17 protein-coding genes are annotated in these 21,592 nt (G+C 31.7%); 15 read left to right on the top strand and 2 right to left on the bottom strand.

The features are described 5' to 3' along the window. The first annotated feature begins 1 nt into the window (after nucleotide 1). The 12 genes from BUA73_RS03990 to BUA73_RS14490 all read left to right on the top strand — a co-directional run bounded on the left by BUA73_RS03990 (nucleotide 2) and on the right by BUA73_RS14490 (nucleotide 17,863). Complete coding sequence (locus BUA73_RS03990) at nucleotides 2–3,259, top strand: SNF2-related protein (protein ID WP_072902623.1); 3,258 nt, start codon at nucleotides 2–4, stop codon at nucleotides 3,257–3,259. Beyond that, the gene (locus tag BUA73_RS03985) at nucleotides 3,252–5,681 is read left to right on the top strand and encodes a DEAD/DEAH box helicase (RefSeq protein ID WP_072902621.1); all 2,430 of its coding nucleotides are present in this window, start codon (nucleotides 3,252–3,254) and stop codon (nucleotides 5,679–5,681) included. The genes BUA73_RS03990 and BUA73_RS03985 overlap by 8 nt, the downstream gene beginning before the upstream one ends. 23 nt (nucleotides 5,682–5,704) lie before the next feature. Then, nucleotides 5,705–6,520, top strand: coding sequence for a hypothetical protein (locus BUA73_RS03980; protein WP_072902618.1), 816 nt, complete (start codon nucleotides 5,705–5,707; stop codon nucleotides 6,518–6,520). After that, nucleotides 6,517–9,696, top strand: a complete 3,180-nt coding sequence (locus BUA73_RS03975) for a hypothetical protein (protein WP_072902616.1) — start codon at nucleotides 6,517–6,519, stop codon at nucleotides 9,694–9,696. The genes BUA73_RS03980 and BUA73_RS03975 overlap by 4 nt, the downstream gene beginning before the upstream one ends. A 1-nt stretch (nucleotide 9,697) precedes the next feature. After that, nucleotides 9,698–10,354, top strand: coding sequence for a hypothetical protein (locus BUA73_RS03970; protein ID WP_072902613.1), 657 nt, complete (start codon nucleotides 9,698–9,700; stop codon nucleotides 10,352–10,354). 77 nt (nucleotides 10,355–10,431) lie between these two features. Further along, nucleotides 10,432–11,508, top strand: coding sequence for a DNA sulfur modification protein DndB (gene dndB, locus BUA73_RS03965; protein WP_072902611.1), 1,077 nt, complete (start codon nucleotides 10,432–10,434; stop codon nucleotides 11,506–11,508). A gap of 2 nt (nucleotides 11,509–11,510) precedes the next feature. Further along, nucleotides 11,511–13,046 carry a DNA phosphorothioation system sulfurtransferase DndC gene (dndC, locus tag BUA73_RS03960; protein WP_084672036.1) on the top strand — a complete coding sequence of 512 codons (1,536 nt, stop codon included), beginning with the start codon at nucleotides 11,511–11,513 and terminating at the stop codon, nucleotides 13,044–13,046. Next, a complete protein-coding gene (dndD, locus tag BUA73_RS03955; RefSeq protein WP_072902607.1) occupies nucleotides 13,046–15,001 on the top strand; it encodes a DNA sulfur modification protein DndD in 1,956 nt (651 codons plus the stop codon). The genes dndC and dndD overlap by 1 nt, the downstream gene beginning before the upstream one ends. After that, nucleotides 14,995–15,378, top strand: a complete 384-nt coding sequence (dndE, locus tag BUA73_RS03950) for a DNA sulfur modification protein DndE (RefSeq protein WP_072902604.1) — start codon at nucleotides 14,995–14,997, stop codon at nucleotides 15,376–15,378. The genes dndD and dndE overlap by 7 nt, the downstream gene beginning before the upstream one ends. Before the next feature lie 3 nt (nucleotides 15,379–15,381). Then, nucleotides 15,382–16,533, top strand: coding sequence for a cysteine desulfurase family protein (locus BUA73_RS03945; protein ID WP_072902602.1), 1,152 nt, complete (start codon nucleotides 15,382–15,384; stop codon nucleotides 16,531–16,533). Nucleotides 16,534–16,560: 27 nt separating this feature from the next. Next, entirely contained in the window at nucleotides 16,561–17,703 is a 1,143-nt protein-coding gene (locus tag BUA73_RS14300) for an HNH endonuclease domain-containing protein (RefSeq protein WP_242942325.1), read from the top strand. 37 nt (nucleotides 17,704–17,740) lie between these two features. Further along, nucleotides 17,741–17,863: a hypothetical protein gene (locus BUA73_RS14490; protein WP_278319400.1), complete on the top strand. Its 123-nt coding sequence runs from the start codon at nucleotides 17,741–17,743 to the stop codon at nucleotides 17,861–17,863. Nucleotides 17,864–18,094: 231 nt separating this feature from the next. Here the strand turns inward: BUA73_RS14490 and BUA73_RS03935 are convergent, their stop codons facing one another. Together BUA73_RS03935 and BUA73_RS03930 are read right to left on the bottom strand one after the other, a co-directional pair. Beyond that, a complete protein-coding gene (locus BUA73_RS03935; protein WP_072902599.1) occupies nucleotides 18,095–18,613 on the bottom strand; it encodes an ImmA/IrrE family metallo-endopeptidase in 519 nt (172 codons plus the stop codon). A 58-nt stretch (nucleotides 18,614–18,671) separates the two neighbouring features. Then, nucleotides 18,672–19,094, bottom strand: a complete 423-nt coding sequence (locus tag BUA73_RS03930; protein WP_072902597.1) for a helix-turn-helix transcriptional regulator — start codon at nucleotides 19,092–19,094, stop codon at nucleotides 18,672–18,674. A 206-nt stretch (nucleotides 19,095–19,300) separates the two neighbouring features. Here BUA73_RS03930 and BUA73_RS03925 point away from each other — a divergent pair, with 206 nt between their 5' ends. The 3 genes from BUA73_RS03925 (at nucleotide 19,301) to BUA73_RS14020 (ending at nucleotide 21,521) form a co-directional block, all read left to right on the top strand. Then, the gene (locus BUA73_RS03925; protein ID WP_072902594.1) at nucleotides 19,301–19,870 is read left to right on the top strand and encodes a hypothetical protein; all 570 of its coding nucleotides are present in this window, start codon (nucleotides 19,301–19,303) and stop codon (nucleotides 19,868–19,870) included. Between the two features lie 251 nt (nucleotides 19,871–20,121). After that, nucleotides 20,122–20,694, top strand: a complete 573-nt coding sequence (locus BUA73_RS13865; RefSeq protein ID WP_143146969.1) for a sigma factor-like helix-turn-helix DNA-binding protein — start codon at nucleotides 20,122–20,124, stop codon at nucleotides 20,692–20,694. Nucleotides 20,695–21,359: 665 nt separating this feature from the next. Beyond that, nucleotides 21,360–21,521 carry an SHOCT domain-containing protein gene (locus BUA73_RS14020; RefSeq protein ID WP_178139218.1) on the top strand — a complete coding sequence of 54 codons (162 nt, stop codon included), beginning with the start codon at nucleotides 21,360–21,362 and terminating at the stop codon, nucleotides 21,519–21,521. The last annotated feature ends 71 nt before the right edge of the window (nucleotides 21,522–21,592 follow it).

Here is a 21,592-nt window from a genome sequence, read left to right as displayed (position 1 = left end):
TATGATAACGCGTGGAATGTTTGTTAGATGTGCAATTGATAATGAAAAATATTCTCGTGATTATGCAATCGGAAAAATAAAATCAGTGGATGATTTTTCTGAATTGATGGATGTTGAATTTTTTGATGTAACAGGGGTAGGAGTTTTTTATTCAAAACCGGAAAATGGAAAATATGGTGTTAATAGTGTTTCTCGTTGCAAAATAAGGATTGGTGCGCAGGTACAGTATAAGCGAAAAATATATGAAATAAAAGCGTGTAAGAAAAACACAAAAGATGGATTATATTACTATTATGTTCAATCGCCGGATGATGTGATTGAGTATTTACCAGAAAACATGCTTGAATGCTCATATAATGACGGATACGTTTGGCCTTTGGAACAATTAAAACAATATGAGTTTCAGAATCCGATGTGGTTCACTGGTAGAAGCGTAGTAAGTAAAACAATGCACATCATTAATAACTCGCTATATGGGTTTAGTGAAATTGCAGGTTGTAAAATATATTTGAAAACACACCAATTAAGAACAATTATGAGATGTTTGCAAGATGGAGTATGCAGAAACATGATTGCAGATGAAGTTGGAATGGGAAAAACGATAGAAGCATTAGGTGTTTTGAAAGTTTATTTGCATGACAATCATAATGCTAAGGTATTAATTGTTGTTCCGGATGCTTTAGTTGAACAATGGAGGACTGAACTCGCATACAAGTTTAAAATATTAGAGGGTTTGGATGTAAATAATAATGACATATGTTTAGCTGGTATGAGCGAAATAGAAAACTATCTAAATGAGTATGATTTTGTAATTGCAGATGAAGTACATAAGTACTTGCAAGATAAGGCGATGTATTTAAATTTGCTTACGCTTAGTAGACGAACAAAAAATATTTTAATGTTAAGTGCTACACCAGTTCAACGAAGAAAAGAAGAGTACAAGAAATTATTACAGTTAATACAACCAAGTAAATATACTTCAATGTCTGATGAAAAATTTGAAGAATTGTTGGAATTACAGGGTGATGTTGTAAGACGAGTACACGAGTCTCTAGAAGATTTAGATTCATATCTGGAAGAAATTGAAGAAAGCGATAATCAACATACAGAGGATACAGAAGATGCATTTGATGATGTAATAGACAGTATGAAAAAAATAAATAAGTTGATTAATGATGATTCCTTTAAGAAGATGTATGCAGATATAGATTATGACAGTGATGACTTCGGGATTGAGGGTATTCAGGGTGCATTAGCATATGTTTGCGAGAATTATCAGTTTGAAAAATCAATTATTAGAAACAGAAGAAGCGAGGATGAAGATTACAATATTCGACAATTGCAAGAGATTCCTTATGATATGCAGACGAACTTTAATAATACAGAATATAACGTATATAGGGAATTGGCTGAATGGATTGAAACTCAAGAATTGAACTATGATATTTACATTGAAAAATACAAAAGAATTGTAGCTTCATTTTACAGTTCAGCATGTGCTCTTGAAAGTGAATTAATGAGAAGCACTTTAGATGTTCCGATATCATTATTGGAGGTAGCAAAACAATGGAGAAAAGAAGAACAAAATAATTGTAAAAAGATTAATAATTATATGGAAGATCCTACTGATTATATGTCTAGAATTAACAATATAATTGATTATATTGATCAGGAAGCTTATGGGAAAAAAGTTTTAATATTTACAAATTTTGATGAGACTTTTCAATTATATAAAGAAATTTTGGAAAATTATTTCGGTAAGGGACATTGTGCATTCTTTTCAAAATATATAGAGACGGATGAGCGTGAGTTGGGTGCATATAGATTCGAAACAGATGATGATTATTGGATTTTACTTTCAGATGAGTCTGGTGGTGAAGGACGAAATTTTCAAAATGCAGATATTTTAGTTCACATTGATATTCCATGGAGTGCTAATGACTTGGAGCAAAGAATAGGTAGATTAGATAGAATTGGAAGAGAAGAAGATAAACCGGTAGTTTCAGTAGTTTGTTACTCAAAAGATTCATTGGAAGAAGATTTATTTAAATTTTGGAACCAGGGAATCGGTATTTTTACAAAATCACAAAGTGGTCTTGAAATTATTATGAATTCAATGGACGAAAAAATAATTAAGGCTGTTTGTGATGACTTCAAATATGGTTTAGTTAGTATTATTGAAGAAGTTGAAAAGGAGTTAGATGCATTAAAAGAAACTATTAAGAGGGAACGATATTTTGATGTTGCAGAGTATAAATATCAGGCTCTAAATAGAATTATGGATGATACAAGAGAAATGTATGTTGCTAATGAAAGAGAGTTGTTTGCAAATTCTATGATGAGGTGGTCTTTGTTATCTGGATTTAAGGGAAGACATCAAGAAGAGTCAACAATTCGATTTGATGCGTCATCATTTTCTTTAAAATCAGCATACAATTCGCTTTTTGTACCACCAGATATCCGACTGATGATTGGTGATAGAATTAACCAATTGCAAAATAGAGTACGTTCATTAAATGGTGATAAAATGGTGCATTCCGATGTGAATTATGTACAAGGTACATTTGACAGAAAAAATGGAATAGAAAATGATTATATTCATTTTTTTGCTCCAGGAGATGCAATCTTTGACAGTATTGTAAGCAATGCAATAAATTCTTATAAGGGTACTTGTGCTGCATTTGCTTGTAAAACAAGTATGGATTGGAATGGGTTTGTTTTTACATGGGCATTATATCCTGATGAAACCGTATTATTGGAAAAAGGTATTTCTGTTCATTTGATAGATAAATATAGAGGATTCATGCCGATAGAGCAATTTCAATGTGCGGTATCATTATCTGAAAACTGCATAATACCTGAAGAGGATGTATTAAAAATGTTCAATTATCTGATGTCATCAGAAAAAGTTGATCACAAAAAATTCATTCACCTTGGCTCAAGATCTGGATTGAACCCAAATATTGAAGCTTTTATGAATATGTATCCAAATGAGAAATGGAATGAATTAACAAATGATGGATATAGTAAAGCTTCAGATTTGGTAAAAAAGAAAATTGGTGCGAAATTAAGAAAGCAGTTAGCGTTATTAAAAGCGGAGTTATTGAAGAATAGTGGTGCTGAAAAGGCAACTTCAAGTTTCTATAACAAAACTGCGATTGAGGATTATGAAAAATTAAATGAGACAATTTATAAGTGTTTTAGCAAACCAAGAATGGTTTTGGATTCGGTGTGTTATGTGAGGATGTTTTATGAATGATAATGAACTACATGCTTTATTAGAAAACGCAATACATATAGGTAATTTACTTGAAAAGATAGATTCTTTTTCTAATGACAGAGAGGAATATATTTATAGCACTGCAAGAAGTCTTAGTTTGTTATGGCTTATGTGTAAAGATGATGAGAATTACAAAGTGGATTTTGAATGTGCATTGCGAAACTATCTACTGTTAGTAAAAAAGTCTATAGTGATAAAAAATTATGTACCTTCAAGCAGACTAAAGGAATTTGGACTTCAGATTGATTTGAATACTGGAAAAATGTGGACAAGTATGTTATTGCCTGACTTTTCCAATGTAGAACTGGTAAAACAGTTGTATATGCAGGATATTAGAGAAAGAAAAATAGATAATATCCATAATCTGAAAACTAATCCCTATGTTGAAGGACTTACTGGTTTCGAGTGTTTTAAAAGTAATGAACAAAAACTTGCTGTAACAGGAGCACTTCGTGTACCTTACGGTTATTCTTGTTTAGTATCAATGACTACAGGTGGCGGAAAGAGTTTGATAACTCAAACTATAGCATATCAAGAATCAGGACTTACGATTGTTATTGTTCCTACAGTGTCATTGATGATGGATCAGTATAAAAATGCGAAAGATATTATTAATTCTGACGTGGAAAATGAGATTTTTTATCATCATAGTGGGAGTTCATTACAGAAGTTTTATAAATGTCTTGAAAATAAGACTGCAAAAATATTATTTATTTCGCCAGAAAGCTTAATTAAGAACAAAGAATTAAGAGAAAAGATAGAAAAGGCTAATAACGAAAAGTATTTAAAGAATTTAGTTGTAGATGAGGCGCACATCATTATTGAGTGGGGGTCGTTATTTAGAATTGATTTTCAATGTTTGGATACACTGCGTAAGAATTTCTTGCAGTCAAATAATACATTGAAAACATATTTGTTGTCGGCTACATATAGTGATGAAACAATACGTCAATTAAAGATGTTTTATACTAGTGATGATAAATGGATCGAGATAAGATGTGAGAAATTAAGGCATGAAACAAGGTTTGATATTATTCATTGCGATAATTATGGTGAAAAGAATAATAAGATATTAGAAGCTATTGATTTACTGCCAAGACCTATGATTGTATACGTGAAATCACCTGATGAGGCAGAAAAGTTAAAAGAACGGTTAAATGGACGTGGATACAATAATTTAAATACATTTACTGGAAAAACAAATAATGAGCAAAGATTAACTCTGATTGAAAAATGGAAAGATGGGCAATTTGACTTGATGATTGCTACATGTGCTTTTGGAGTTGGTGTTGATAAAAAGAATGTTCGAACTGTTTTACACACGTATGTACCTGAAAATCCTAATAAGTATTATCAAGAGGCTGGAAGAGGTGGTCGTGATGGACTTCCATGTCTTAGTAGCATGATATATACAAATCAAGATGTAGATTCAGCTTTTAATTTTGTGAGTAAGGTTATTACAACGCAAAAGCTTAAAGGTAGATGGTTCAGCATGCTTAACAGTAGTAAAACGCAGCCTTTACTTAATTCAAAATATATGATAGATACATATGTTAAACCAGATTACAATGAGGATGAAGAATTTATAGATTCTATTAGTAATCAGGATATTAATTGGAATGTGAATGTAATATTATTTTTAAGACGAAATGGGCTGATTTCGATTGACGATATACAGTATATAAACAATAAATATGTGTTTTATATTACAGTAATCGAAAGAAAAATTTTGACTGATAATAATTCTACTGTTTTGATGATTGACGAAATAAGAGACAAGGAATGGGAAAATACGGAGCGAGAGTTTTCGTTGATGAAAAGTAATCTTGATAAAGTTGGAAAAAGTTGTTGGTCAGATATGTTTACGAAGATATATAGGAAAACACATGATTATTGTGCTGGATGTAATGAACATATAGAAATTACAGATTTTGAAGACACAAAAACTTTGAAAATAGATATTGAAGTTCCTTTGGTGGAAGTAATGCCAGAGTTTGATGAAAAAATGTATGGTGCAAGATGTATGCTTATTATTAACTCATATTACAATAATGAATTAGAAGACTTCTTGTCGAAGGGAATCAATGTATTGGTTTCTACAAATGAGGAACTAGATAAATTAAAAGGATTTCAGCAAGTATATGATAAGAGCCTTTTGTACTGTAATTTTACAGATTTCATAGAGTTAGTGTCGGTAAATAGATATTTTATATCAGGTGTTATCGGAATATGTATTCCAGATCATGTATCTATACAGAATAGAATAGTAAACATTATTGAGAATAGTATAAAAAAATATGATATTAGATATTTGTTATTTTCTGAAAAAGATTATGAAATAAGAAGTAAAAACAAACATTTATCTGAGCTACCGATAATTCAGCATTGTAGACAGGAATAGAATTTGGAAGGAGATATTTTGTAATGTTTGATAATAATATAAAGACGGAACCTATACCTGAAAGAGTTTATGAGCTATGCAAAATGGTTTCTAAAGGTGATATTGATGATAATGTCGCAAGAGAAAGGATGGAGCCAAAAGGAATAAATCCTTCAGGTTCTACTTCTTACTATCCGAGTATAAGAGAAGTATGTGTACAAGAATTGAAGCTTATCGAGAAGGATAATGATACATTAAAATTCATTGGAGATAAGACGGTTATAAAGAGCTTAGAAACATTTAGGATGTATTGTAATTCTATCGTTTTTAATAATAAGGATTCATATTTCTATAAGATTACTAAATGCTATTTAGAAGCAAATAATACGTGGTTAAAGTATAAAACTTTAACTGATGTAAATATTCGCCGAGAAGTACAGGAAAAAGCAGGAATCCAACTGGTAAATGAACAAATGATGTTGGGAAGTCGATTCTGGATTTCATTTTTAGGTTTTGGATATATCCAAGAGGGATATGCAATGTATTTTTTACCTAATATGCATGTAGCATTACAAGATTATTGTGAGTTGGCAGAATTGGAAAAGAATAAAGAATATTCTGTAGGTGAATTTGTTGAACAACTTCACAAATACGCTTCAGTTGCATTAGAGAGTGCTGAAGAGAAAAAAGAGTTCAATGCAGCGATGTCCAATGCATTAAGGCAGATGCATGATAGAAAAGAAGTTGTTTTGAAAAAAAATCTTGATAGTAAAGAAAAATGGAAGCTATTTTTAGATAGTACGCATGAGTTTACAGATGAATTTACACACATAGTTTATAAAGGAGTAAAAAGAGGATGAATAAGCAAATTGCATTGAAAAGATTAAAAGATGTATTGAATGTTGATTCAATTAATAGTACACAAGCTGACTTCCTTTCTACTCATGTACCATTTAGAAAAATTACAGTAACAAATGATTTATCTGGAACACCTGTATCTGATTATATATCAGAGGATGAGGTGTTCAGTAAATATTTTAATAATTCTGATGTGTATAATGAACATCAGCTAATTGTAGTGGACGGTTCAAGTGGCTCAGGAAAATCACATTTTATTAGATGGATTGAAGCTAGGCTTTCAGCACTAGATGTACAAAATGATGTTGTATTGATGATTAGAAGAAGTGACAATACACTAAAAGGCACAATTAAGCAGTTTCTTAATATTGATGAAGTTAAAAATATTAAAAATAAAGATATTTATGAAAGATTAGTCAGAGCAAATCAAAATGTAAGTGAACAGAAATTTAAGTATGAAATTTATCACAAGTTTTTGGTTGAAATAGTGGATGGCAAAGATTCAAGCCTTTCTTCAAGTGATCAGAGAAATTTCAGAGAGCTTCTTTCGAGTTCAGAGTTTGAGGAAAGAATGCTGATGGCTGGTGGTCCAATAGAGCGTATTTATAGCAAAATTGTCGATAGTAATACTACAAATGACGAGGATGTTCTTGCATTATTTGAAATAGAAGACTTTACGCTAGATTATGATTTCAACATGAAATTGAAAAATAATGCCAGTAAAAAAGCTGTAAAAATGGCCAATAAATTATTGCCTGAGACAGATGGTAGTTTTCCTGACGATGAATGTAATCCGGAAATACTAGTTGAATATATGAATTCTAAGGTTGAACCAGTAATAAAGGCTTGTGCGGGGATCGAACCTGGAGATTTTCAGCAGATTTTTAAGGAAATTAGACAAGAATTATTTTTGCAGGAAAAAAATCTTATTTTATTAATTGAGGATATTACATCATGTACTGGTATCAATAGAGATTTATTGGATGCATTGATTGTAAATCATACTGGTGAAAATGCCAAAGATAATATGTGTAGACTGGTTTCAGTAATAGGTACTACAACAGAGTATTTTAAAGAATTTAGATCGAATTATTTAGATAGAATTACTACTATGGTTACGATTGAGGATGGTTCTATTGGAAATAATCAGGATGATTTAATACAGTTTGTTGCAAAGTATTTGAATGTAATGTCAGTTAGCGAGGAAGATATTAAAAAATGGCATAAAGATGGTGCGTTGGATTCCGAGTATCCTGTTCATAAAGAAACCGAGGTAAATAATTGGGAATATTATACATATATTGGGAAGAGAATTAGCTTATATCCATTTACGAAGAGAGCGATTGTAAATCTTTATAATGGGATAGATGTACATAAAACACCACGATATATTATTAGAAAAATAATTGAACCAGCTGTTGATAGTATAATTCAAGATAAAAAAATGTTTCCTAAGTTTTTATTATCAAAAAAGCCTAATCTTAGCTTTGAAATAGTTGATCGTGTTAAGAGTACAATTACAAATATGCCTAATAATGAAGAAGAAAAGGCTGTTATGACACAACGTTTATTAGCGATTTTAAGTTATTGGGGCAATTGTACTCTTGATACAAGTAAAAAGGGCTATTTAGGTGCAGTTAACGTCAATGTATTTGCTGAATTTGGATTAAGTTCTTTTGTAGAAAAAATTCTTGGATATAAGGTTGATGGTGAGAAATTTGTAATTGAGCCAGAAGATATAACAGATAGTGGAAACAATGATCAAGGTGGAAATACGGAACCACCAGCTCCAGAGCCTATATCAACTCCGATACCAGAGCCAAAACCAGTAGTTAATAAGGCATTTGAAGATTTCGCAAAAATTCTTTCAGAGTGGCATTATGACAAAAAAAGCTTTACAAAAGCTTATCAGGTAAGAGATGAGATTAGTAAGTTTATTTTTGCCAATATTTCGTGGCAGCAAGAAGGTGTTCCATTGGTATCTGTTCAAATGGTGGAAAAATCAAGTTTTGACCTAGTTGAGATAGAACGACAGGATAAGAAAGTGGATAAAGGGCTTGTTTTGTTAGAAGATAATGATGAAACATATCAGTTATTGCTTGCAATCGGAAAGAGTTGGTATCTTGGTAAAAAGAGAGAAGGAAATACAGAGTATGCTTCTTGGGATTTTGATGGTTCAACATCAAGTATAAGAGTAGCTACAAGTTGGCTGGAAAAGCATAAAAAAACGTTTGTTGATATAGTTAAAGCTTTCGACCAAAAAGAAAAATGCCCTGATTATTTAAAGTGTTCGATGATAGCGGAAGTATATAGGGGATTGTTAAATGGAGATCAGCAAGTTAGCAGAGTATCAGATATAAGAGTAGATACTTATATTAAAGAAAATAATTTGAGAAAGAAGAGCGAACTAAATGGCCATTCCCAAGAATGGTGTGATTTAGTTAATAATATTGTTTATGCTAATAGTGCTGCGGAGAATAATATTGATTTAACACAGAGATATTTCAATTTGATTCAAGGTAATCAAAAGAATGCAAAGAGAAAAATAATCAATTATAACTTGCTAGAATTGATTTTTAAGGACTTGAGAAGTAATTCATTTGATATTGACTTAGAGAATTTGGAAACAGACAAAATAAAGGCAAGAAATGACTCAAAGGACTATTTGAAGAAGATTGTGTCAAGAGTAGATAAGGTTGTCTCAGTAGAGTGTTTGGAGGGTAAAACTTTATATGAAGAAGCATTAACTTTTTTTGGGTTTCCGGAAGATTCGGAAATTGAGACGGATGATATTAAAGATTTAATGAATGAAGTTATAGAGTTTTATAAGGATACTGAAACGAATGGTGTTAATGTGTCGCTGAAAACAAATGAAGCTACGTCATTCAAAGATAAAGGTGCCGATATATCAAAAGCCTTTGCTATTTTGAGTGCAGATACAACTGATATGAGAACCTTGGAAAAGATTATTCTATATTCAAAAAATCCTATGCAGATAATAAAACAGTTTATAGGATTCCTAAAGAAGGTAGATGAAGACAGATGTAATGTTCATAGTGAGATGTTAGCTGCGAAAGAAGCACTAACTAGGAGTGGTAACTGGTCAAATGATGTAGATCCAAGATTTGACGAGAATAAATCTGCATTCGATGATTTAATGAGTTTATTGGAGGATTAGTATGCTACAAGAAAAATTGAATGAATGTCGTGTTTTGATGGCAGAAGTGTCGCAAAATAAACAGAAAGATAATGAGCATCAAAATGTAGTTAAAAGAAACAATACTTTTTTTGACACATATAAGAACTATTTTCTGCCTATTGTCAAAGGATATGCTGTTTGTAAAAAGTACTCACATGTGAGTTTTACGGATAAAACTATTGATGAACTGAGTAAGTATATTGATTATTCAAAGAAAACTTTTGAACAGAAAACAGTAATTAATCCTGCTAAATATCAAGACGGTGTAAAGAAATTAAGTGAAAAAATTCAATCGGAATGGAAGAGTCAGACTGATGATTATTTAGCCGGAATTAAAGAAGAATTAGGAATACTTAAGCTTGTAAGCAATGAGAAACAGGAAATACAAAAGATATTAGCTTGTATGAATAATTTTTCTAATTGGCCTGTTGATGAAGCGGTTTCTTCTCAATACGAAACCGCTAATGAGAAAGCTAATGAGATTTTATCGAAAATGGAGTTCGATGTTGAAATTGCCAATTTTCTGAAAAAAGTTAAAGATAAGGAAGCCTCATTACTTGATTTGACAGATTCGATAATTGATTGGATTCGAAGAGAAGAATTATCAGGAAATATAATATTAAGCATCAAAAACTAATTGACTTTTTACAAAATTACAAATATACTTAAGTAGGTTGAACAATCTACTTAAGTATATTTTTTTTGGAGGAAAATATGAATTTTTGTTATAAATTTCCCGTGGTCAAAGGGGTACAAGCTGGAAAAGAGTATTATATTGCAATGGTTCCTTTAAAAATGCTAAATCGTTTGTTCCCAGAAGAAAATGAATTTGTTCTACCTGAATATAGGGCTCAAAGAAGAATTAATGAATCAAGGATACCGACTATCAAGAATTATATTCTAGACAATAAAGATAGTTATGTTTTTTCTGCGTTAGCAGCATCTATTGATGGAGAATTTGAATTTGTTCCAGAAGGCAATGCAGGTCTTGGCATTTTAGAAATATCATTAGATGCTAGGTTTTTAATTAATGATGGACAACATAGGAAAGCAGCAATTGCCGAAGCAATTAATGAACGACCTGAAATAGGCGAGGAGACAATTTCAATTGTTTTTTACGAAGATCAAGGATTAAAGAATAGCCAGCAAATATTTACTGATTTAAATAAACATGCAGTGAAAACTTCTAATTCTATTGCGGAGTTATATGATTCAAGAGATGAGTTAGCTGTTGTTACAAGAAAAATCGTTGAGAATGTTGCATTTTTTAATGATTATGTGGACAAAGAAAAAGATATTCTCGGAAAATTTTCATCAGCATTATTTACTTTGAATACTATTTATACAGCTAATAAAAGAATACTTGGGAAAAAAGAATGTGATATAGAATTTGAAAGATTCTGTATTTCGTATTGGCAGCTAATCGCTAAAAATATGTTGCCATGGACAGAATTACAGTGCAAAGAATTAAGCAAAAAAGAACTTCGCGAGCAGTATTTAGCAGTCCAGTCTGTAATTATTCAAGCATTTGGAAGATTAGGAAATTACTTTTACAGTAATCAAAATCTAAATATGCAAAACATACTTGTTGATTTGCAAAAAATAAATTGGAAGCGAAGTGCTGATGTTTGGTTTTTAAGGGTTGTAAAGGAAAATGGAAGAATGATCAATAATGAGAAAGCAATTATATTAGCTACTAATATGATTAAGAAAAGCTTGGATTTGATATTATCTGATTCAGAATTGAAAGCTGAGGAAGAATTGTTGAATAATCTAAAGAATAGAGGATAAACATGGAAACAAATAATTCAAGAATATCAATTACTAAAGAAGTAATTGAAGGTTTAAAAGAAACTATACGTAATTTATATTTGGCAGATGATATTCCATGGGTAATTGGATATTCAGGTGGTAAGGATAGCACAGCAACATTACAGCTAGTATGGTTAGCATTGAAAGAATTATCTGCCGGTAAATTAACAAAGCCAGTACATATTGTTAATACTGATACATTAGTTGAATCACCAGTTATTTCTAAGTGGGTCGAAAATTCTTTAGTAATAATGCAAAATGCCGCTAATGAGCAAAAGTTACCATTTATTACTCATAGATTAACTCCAGAAACGAATAATACTTTTTGGGTTAATCTTATTGGACGTGGTTATCCATTCCCTAGAAAAAAGTTACGTTGGTGTACAGACAGATTAAAGATTCAGCCGGTTAACAATTTTATAAAAAACAAAATAGCTGAACATGGAGAAATAATTCTTGTTATAGGAACTAGAAAAGCGGAGAGTTCTAATCGTGCTAGAACTATGGCAAAATATGAAAAATTAAGGGTTAGAGAGTTATTAAGTCCAAATCCTACATTGGCTAATGAATTAGTATTTTCACCTCTTGAAGATTGGAGTGATAACGATGTATGGGTTTTCTTAATGCAATATAAGAATCCATGGGGATTTTCAAATCATGAGCTACAGACATTGTACATGAGTGCGACAGAGGACAAGGAGTGTCCGATGATGATAGAAAAAAACTTGCCAAGTTGTGGTAAAAGTAGATTTGGTTGCTGGGTATGTACTATGGTTGAAAAAGACAAATCAATGGAAGCGATGATTGCAAATGATGATGAGAAGGTTTGGATGACACCACTTCTTGAATTTAGAAATTATTTTGGAGACGAAGAAAAAGATCGCGATAGAAGAAGCTTTAGAAAAATGCAGGGTTATCTTACTGGAACATATGAAAGGCTTCATCATGGACCATATTTGAAGGAAATCCGTGAAGAATGGCTAAAAAAATTATTAGAAATTCAGTTAGAAATTATGGAGAATGGACCAGAAGAATTTTATGATTTCGAATTAATCTCTAATGATGAATTGAGATGTATAAGAAGAATCTGGGTAAATGAAAAACATGAATTTGATGATTCATTGCCAAGGATATATAAGGAGGTTTTTGGCAAAGAGTTTGAGGACCCAGATTGGATACAAAATGAATCTTTTGGCAAAGATGAATGGGATATACTTAAACAGGTATGTGAGGAGTTGTATCCGGATGAAGAGTTGTCATTTGAAATGATGTATAGTTTGATAGATACTGAAGCAAGAATTAATTCAGTAAATGAAAGAAAAGGAATTTTGAATTCGTTAGAATCATGTATTAGAAAAACATTCTATTCAGATGAAGAGGATGCCACAAACTATTATAGAAGCCAGTTAGAGAGAAAGAAAGATTTAGGTGGTAAATATAATGAGAAATTCTTTGTGCACTTTAAAGGTGGCAATGAGGAATTTGAAGATGAAGAGCAGAATGAGGTGACAGAATAATGGTAATTAAGGAATTAAAACTACATAATTTTGGTGTCTATGCGGGCGACAACATTTTTGAATTTACATCAAACCAACCTGTTGTACTTGTGGGTGGAATGAATGGACGTGGAAAAACTACTTTTCTTGAAGCTATTTTACTTTCATTATATGGACAAAATTCATTTGCTTATCATGAAAGTAAAATGAGATCTTATGGTCAATACTTAAAGTCATATATAAATATTGCAGATGGAAGTAATGAAGCCAGCCTAGAGCTTTTCTTCTCAATAGATGCTTCGGAAAGCGAAAATTACAGAATAAAAAGAATTTGGAATGGAAATAACCAAAGAATTAAGGAAGAGATTTCAGTTTATAAAAATGATGAATATAATTCGTTTTTAACTGAAAATTGGCCAATGTTTATTGATAATATTCTTCCAAGTAGATTGTCTAACTTCTTTTTCTTTGACGGTGAAAAAATAGCGGAGTTGGCAGTTGAGGATACAGATACACAAATGAAGGATTCTATTAGAGCGTTACTAGGTATATCTGTATTAGATGTATTAAGTAATGATTTAGGAAGAATCATATCAAAATTAAGTAAAAAAAATGAGAACAACCAAAATCTCATGGAAATCGAATTGTTAAGAGATAACAAGGATAATCTTGAAAGGGAATTAAAAACAGTTGAGTTATCCATTGTAGGTAAGAAGGTTGAATTAGAAGATAAAATTAAAGAGCTTGATGCACTGCAGAGTGAATACAGATCTAAAGGTGGCGATGTTGTAAAGCAAAGAGAAGATTTATATCAGAAGAAAATTGCATTGACTACGAAAATTAATCAATCGAAAGATGTTTTAATAAATGATGCTGCATCAGAGTTACCATTATTTATGGTTAAGAATTTATTACTTGAAATTGAAGATCAATCTTTGCTTGAGCAAGAAAAAAAGATGCTGGAAATGACTCTTTATCAAATGAAATATATGTTAAAAAGATTCGAAGAAGAGTGTCCTGAAAAATCAGATACTGCATCAGATTTTATCGATTACATAAGGGTAAATGCGGATTCAGGCGATGTAAAAGAAATATATAGATTGTCAGATACAAATATATTTAGATTGCAGAAATTGCTGGCTGAGGGATTGGAAGCCAAAGTAAATGATACGCTAAAACATTTAATACATTTAAATAGATGCATTAAAGAGTCTTCGCAGTTAGAAAGTTATTTGTCTGTTGATATTGATGAAAAGGCAATTTCAAGAATTTATAAGAATATAAAACTTGTTGAAGAGAAAATCAACTCTATTGATGTTGAACTTGATCTTCTTGAAGAAAAATATAGAAGTACAAATAGTCAATTTATTACTGTTAATGCGGAGTTTAAAAGAAAAGTAGAATCATACTTGGAACATGTTGAATTAGGAGATGATACTGATAGAATCATGAAGTATTCTCAAATCATAACCAATATCTTAGATGTCTATAAGGTAAGATTGCAAAAAAGGAAAGTTAGTGTTGTTGCTGAAACAATGACATCATGCTATAAGAAACTGGCTAATAAAAAGAATTTAATTAGTCATATTGTAATGGATGAAGAAACACTAGATCTAAAATACATTAATATTGATGGAAATGAAGTTCAAAAATCATCTCTTTCAGCAGGTGAAAAACAGTTAATGGTAATATCTCTTTTATGGGCGATTGCAATCTGTTCAAAACGTAAGTTACCAGTAATTATTGATACACCATTATCTAGATTAGATTCAAATCATAGAGAAACATTGATTACTAGTTATTTCCCAAATGCTAGTGAACAGACTATTATTTTATCTACTGATACAGAGATTACGGATGAATATTATATTATGATGAAAGAGAATGTTGGTGATGAATTCACATTGATCTATGACGATAATTCAAAATCTACATCAATTCGTAAAGGATATTTTGTGGAGGGAAAAATATGTTAGTTAAGCAGATACGATTATCAAATCAGGCTAAAGATAAGTTGTCTAGATTAAAAGGAAAAACTGGAATTAAGAACTGGAATGTATTATGTAGATGGGCATTATGTTATTCGCTTAAAGAAGATTCTATTCCAACAGATATACAAATAAATCAAGATAGTAATCTGGAAATGTCATGGTATACATTTGGTGGAGAAGATAGTGATTTATATGAAGCACTAGTTGTTGCATGGTGCAAGTCAAAAGATATTCCATTGGATCATGATACTGTAGCTAAGTATTTTAAATTACACTTAGAAAGAGGTATATCTTATTTAAGTGGAACAAATTTTATTAAGTCAATTAATGATTTATTGCTTTTGGCGGTAGGAGATGAATAATAAATGGGAATTTATTTGGATTATAATGCATCATCACCAATAGATTTAAGAGTTTTGGAATGTATGAATGATATATATAAAAATTCTTACGGCAATGCTGATAGTAGAACACATGATTATGGTGATAGTGCAAGAAAAGTTGTAGAAAATGCTAGAGCTCAGGTAGCTAACTTAATTGGAAGAAATAAAGATGAAATTTTCTTCACCAGTGGTTCAACAGAAAGCAATAATATTGCAGTTTTAGGATTAAAAAAATATGCAGAGGAATCTGGGAAAAAGCACATAATTACCTCGTCAATTGAACATAAAGCAATACTAGAATCCGTAAAAGCCCTATCTAGAGAGGGATTTAGAGTGGATTATGTAAAACCAGATTCTGAGGGAATGATTAGAGCGGAAGATGTTTTATCTCTTGTAACAAACGATACGTTACTTGTCAGTATTATGCATGTTAATAATGAAACAGGTGTGATACAACCGATTAAAGAAATTGGAGATTACCTAGCAGATAAAGATGTGCTTTTTCATACTGATGCAACGCAAAGCGCTGGAAAGTTAGTTGATGAGTTGAAAGATTTGTCATACGATATGATGTCATTTTGCGCTCATAAAATGAGTGGCCCACAGGGTATTGGTGTGTTAGTGCTTAAGAAAAAAAGATATAAATTGCCTCCTGTTCAAGCGATTACATATGGTGGTTCACAGGAACATGGTATTAGACCAGGTACACTGCCGGTGGCATTAATTGCAGGATTTGGTAAAGCCTGTGAGATTGCCTTATTAGAGCATGATGATAATACAAAACATTGTTTGGAAATCAAAGATGTGATGCTAAGTCTTATTGAACAGTCTGGATTAAAATATAGTGTAAACGGTTCTTTGGAAAGAAGTGTTTGCAATACATTAAATATTAGTATTGAAGGTGTGTCATCTGAAGCACTTATGTTGTCATCTAAAAACTTTTGTGGTATTTCGAATGGATCAGCATGCAATTCAAGTACATACAGTCCAAGTTTTGTTCTAATGGAAATGGGTTTGCAACAGGAACTTGTAGAAGGTGCAATAAGGATAAGTTGGGGAGCTAATACTGATTTGGATGAAGCAAAAGAAAATTTTAATCAGCTATTAGGTATTGCAAAAGATTTAATCTGGTAAGAGTTAATGGGGAAGGATAAATGGAGAATGGAGATAGAACAATTAAAGTACATTAATGAACTTAATACTGAGAGTTTTATACATATGCTCGATGACCCCACAGAGTGTTACAAATTTTACTGGTTAGACGCATTGTTAAATATATTTTCTTTAGGAAAATCTGAGATTAATTTCGATGATGTGCTTAATAAAATGATTGTAGATGCATGGTATTCAGTAGTTGAATACCATCTGCATCTAGGACCTAAAAATGCATCTGGAAAAATAATGAATAGCTTAGAACGAGCAGCCATAAAATTGGCTCAAGTATCGGGATTACCAGGTGATGCAGATGAACCTTCAATTATTGAAAATATTCAGGCACATGAAAAAGAAATACTAGATGAAAAGAAGCAATTGGTATTGAATGTACCATATAGATTACTTTCTTCGTTTATGCCCGAAATAGGCGGTAATGATAAACTATGGGATCAGCGAAAGCGAATGATAGCATATATTGATGCATTGAATAAAAAAGAATCTATTCCATACAAAATTATAGATGGTATTGGACTAAATAAGAAAGTGGTTATATCACCGGAATGGCAGATGTTTCTTAAGGATAATTATGTGACAATAGCTGGATGGATTGAAATGAAAAAAGTTAAATATCTTCAGAACAGAAATCCGGGTGTTCCAGGCCTTATTTTTAAGTTGGAGCCGCAGAAAGAAAAACAGCGAAAACTGAAATATGTTAGAGAACTTTGGAATTCTATTTCGGAAATTGTTCCAATTATTGATATTTATACGGACAAGCCCATAAAGAAGAATGTATTTGATGTTGATCATTTTATACCTTGGTCATATATAGCAAATGATGAACTTTGGAATCTAATGCCAATGAATAGTTCATTAAATTCAAGCAAGAGTAATAATCTTCCTAAATGGGATAGGTATTTTAAGTTGTTTGCTCACAATCAATTTATTATGAACCAACTGGTTTTATCAAATGGGAGTGTAAAGACAATATTTTTAAAGTGTCAGAGAGATAATTTAGTAATGCCGTGGTCACTAGAAGAATTGTATCTGCAGGGACAGCAAGAAGAAGTTTTTATCAGTGTGCTTGAAAAGAATTTAAGACCTATTTACGATTCTGCCAGAATGCAAGGTTATAATATATGGAGCGCCTAGTTTATGTGTAATATTGTTTAGTAGTTGGGAGGAGTAAATGAGTAATACAATGATAATTGCAAGTATGATTTTTGTAGGAGCAGTGTTTCTTGGATATAATTTATTTGCTGGAAATAGAGAAACTACAATATCTGATACAATAATTGGCGTGGCGTTATGATTGATAGCACTGTCAATAATTGAAACAATTTTAAAATTTGTTTTGATTATATTAGGAAAATCAACATCTGGAATAAATCCATATGTAAATTTTGGTATGTGGGTTTATTCTAGTCCGACAGGTGCTGAATGTAAATTAAAGTATAGTGGGATCTATGATACATCTTTTTAAAAATTATTTTTAGGATAATAAAAAGCTCCTATTGTCCATGGAAACAAACAGCAGGAGCTTTCACACTTTTATTTTCTTCAAAAAATCACCTTCAGGACGATAAGGCACATTAAAATCATAACCCATTTTATTCATTTCCTGCATCTTTATCAGTAGCAGATTAATGTGTGAATTTAACATACTTGAAATCTGCACAATATCATAACCATCTCGTGCTAGTGCTAATACCTCATCATTGTCAATTAACAAATGAGAACCAAAGATATTGGCTTCGTATTCAGTAGTATTTTTCATATCGAAAAGCTCAAATTCCTTAAGACCATTACTAGCTAAATTTCTATGAAAAATATCATGGCCGATTTCATGTGCTAATACCATCTGGCGCATGTGGTCATCTAAATTATTATTAATAAAGATTATACGTTGCTTCCAACGATAGGTATACATGCCAAGTAGGTCACCATAATTCTCATAATAAATTTTAATACCAAGTTCATTGGCAATCTGTCTGGTATCCCTTGTCCCTATACGGTTGACAAGAGCATTTGCTTTCTTATATATTCTGAAAGAGTCAATCAAAGCAGCACCCCCTGTATAGAATCTACTATTCCCCGGTTAATATAAAAAAAAGTTGCACTTATTTATTATTATCGTCATCTAATCTATATTTTCTAGGAGTGTACTTTTTGTTTTCCTCTTTAGAATCCCAATAAGCTTGTTGTAAAGAACGCATAACAGCATCTTTATCTGCTTCTGATAATTCACCACCTGCAAATAACCCACCAATTTCAGCAACTAAGTCTTCAGCTTGTCTTGCACCACGATTACCATATTTAGCTTTGGCCTTTGTGATAAATTCCTCGTCTTCTGTTAAAAGATAATTAATATCTACATTAAAAAATGCAGCTAATTTGGAATAAACTTCTCGTTTCTTTGGATAGCTGTTACTATTTTCATAGCTAATAATTGTGCGTAGCGAAACACCGATTTCTTTTGCCAAGTCAGTCTGGGTCATATCTTTACCTTTCCGTAAGTCTCTAAGTTTTTCTCCAAATTTCATAATATCCTCCTTGAATATGAAGTTATATTTCATAAAACGTATTTTACTATTGACATATGATGGTTATCTTCATATAATATAAATGTGAAGAATAACTACACATAATATAGTACACAAATCTTCACATTTTGTCAATAGTCAATAAAAATATGGGGTGGGGAATATAACATGTAAATAAAATACCCCTAAAACAACGGAGGTATGGGATGAGACTTACAAGAAACATGAAGAATATTTCAAAGATGTATGAGGGGATGAACCTTGATGAGGAACAGGTTTTCCACAAATCAAAACTTGTTCTTGCTATATACAGGGATGTAGTATGGAGAACCATTCAAGAAGCTAATTATGTAAGGGAAGCATGTGAGTCATATTATAGCAATGAACTTGCTACAGCTTTAACATATTTAAATGATTTTGCACCTACTGAAAAGAAGGACAAGTTTAGTGATAAAGTTTCCTGTATTTTTGAGACTAAATGGATGATAGATCTTGTAGATACAGCAATGATTAAAATTTATAATTATCATACAAATGGAAAGCTGTATCATGAAATATTGTCAAAATGCTATATTACAGCATATCCAATGACAGAAACAGAAATACTGGAATATCTTTCTATAGAGCGGACAAGTTTCTATACAAAAAAGAAAGAGGCAATAAAATTATTTGGAATTGCACTTTGGGGATATTCCTTGCCAAAATATCAAGCTATATTTAATGGGACAAGTAATATAGAAGAAAATGAGTTACTATATTTCTTTGAAGAAAAATAAAATGCGCACTAAGTGTGAACGAAAGTTGAACTAGATACGAACCATCTACGTACTGACTTTGAATTGTAGGTAGCCTATACTCTGTATTATGGGGAAGTAATGGCCTAAAATAAAATAACAATCAAGAACCTCGGCATTTATGTCGGGGTTATTTTTATGCCCATTTCTGCAAATATATGGTGCTGAAGAAGCCTGGAATAACAAATTAATGTTGTTCCGGGCTTTTTCTTTACCCAAAAACAGGGGGAAATATGGGAAAGCCAAAGTCTAGTCTATATACGAAATGTCGTTCTCCTCCGTTTTCTGATGATTACTTTCACTTTAAAAAATCAGAAAACGGAGGAATTAGAATGGGTTTTAATTATAGCAGAGAAAAGATGATATTTGATAGAGAATGGGAGAAGTTACATGAGCAATATAAAAAGGCAGGAATGAGTGAGGAAGCAATACAGGAACTATATGATTTTGATTGGAGCTGGTTTCGCATGAGAAGGAATTACGAAAATCGTGTACAAGCTATCCCGGAAGAAAATATAGATGAGCAAAATGCTGAAACACGCTCTAATCTGTTTCAAAGATTCACATCATTATCTACAAGTTTTGATGAAATGGAGCTTTCAGGACGTTACGCTTGGATAGATACTATTTCTGATGATGCACTTTCAAGAAAACTAAGAGATTTAAGTGATTATGAATTAGAGCTTTTAACTTTATTGGCTTTAGAAGGTTATACGCAGCGTGAAATTGCAAGGAAAATGCACTGTTCACAAAATGCCATATCCAAAAGATTAATCAAAATAAAAAGAATTTTAAAAGAAAAATAAAATATTTTCAAAAATGGTTGTCAAAAAGGTCTTCTCGTTGCCTACACATTGAGGGGATCTTTTTTATTCCCTGTCTTGTACTTTGAAAACTAAATATCCGATTACATAAATACGTTAGTTGATGAGCCAGAAATGGAAAAGCGACAATGGAGGATGCGCCAAGACCACCTGTAAGAGCAGATATTTTAATCTCTGTTTTTATTAAAGTCGGCAAAGTAAGGTGCAAAGCGATACCCATCCGTCCCAAGAAACAATCTATGGTAGATTGTTCGCAATAACCTCATCAGCCTATAATGATACTTCTGCCCAGCCACAGACATCGCAATGGGGGCAGCCAGCGGAGATCCCGGTGGAGGTGAGAGTCCTATGATGCAATAACTGTTAAAGCAGTTAAAACCAATTGCAGTTTATGTAATCGCCCTATAAGTCTTTTTGAAGGCTTTGTGTGTTGGGGAAGGTAGTGTCTAAGTACAACACAAAATCATAAAAAATATTATTTTTAATATTAGAAGCAATGGGGATCGCTTAAAATAGGCAAGAGTCTATTTATAGATTTTTTTAAGATGGCGATCCCTATTTTTGTGATATTAAATTTATATGGTAATAAGACAATGAAAATACATAAGTATCTATTAGTAAAATTTATAAGAATTGGAGGGATGGCGATGACAAAGGAGCAATCAATAAAAGAAGTAGAATATAAAATGGCTTTAAAACTGCTGAAAATCTTACTTTCTAGGGGAATTATAACGGATGAAGAATATGTAGAAATTGATGAATTAAACCGTCAGACCTTTTCTCCAGAACTTCGGGAAGTATATGTGTAATAACACTAGCTATATTCAAATTCTTGTGGTAATGTGTGTTGCTAACAGGAACTAAAGTTCTAAAAGAAAGG

It is taken from the genome of Hathewaya proteolytica DSM 3090, assembly GCF_900142225.1.
GTDB lineage: Bacteria > Bacillota > Clostridia > Clostridiales > Clostridiaceae > Hathewaya > Hathewaya proteolytica.
Note: the sequence above shows the minus strand (reverse complement) of the source record. Positions and strands in the feature narration are given on the sequence as shown.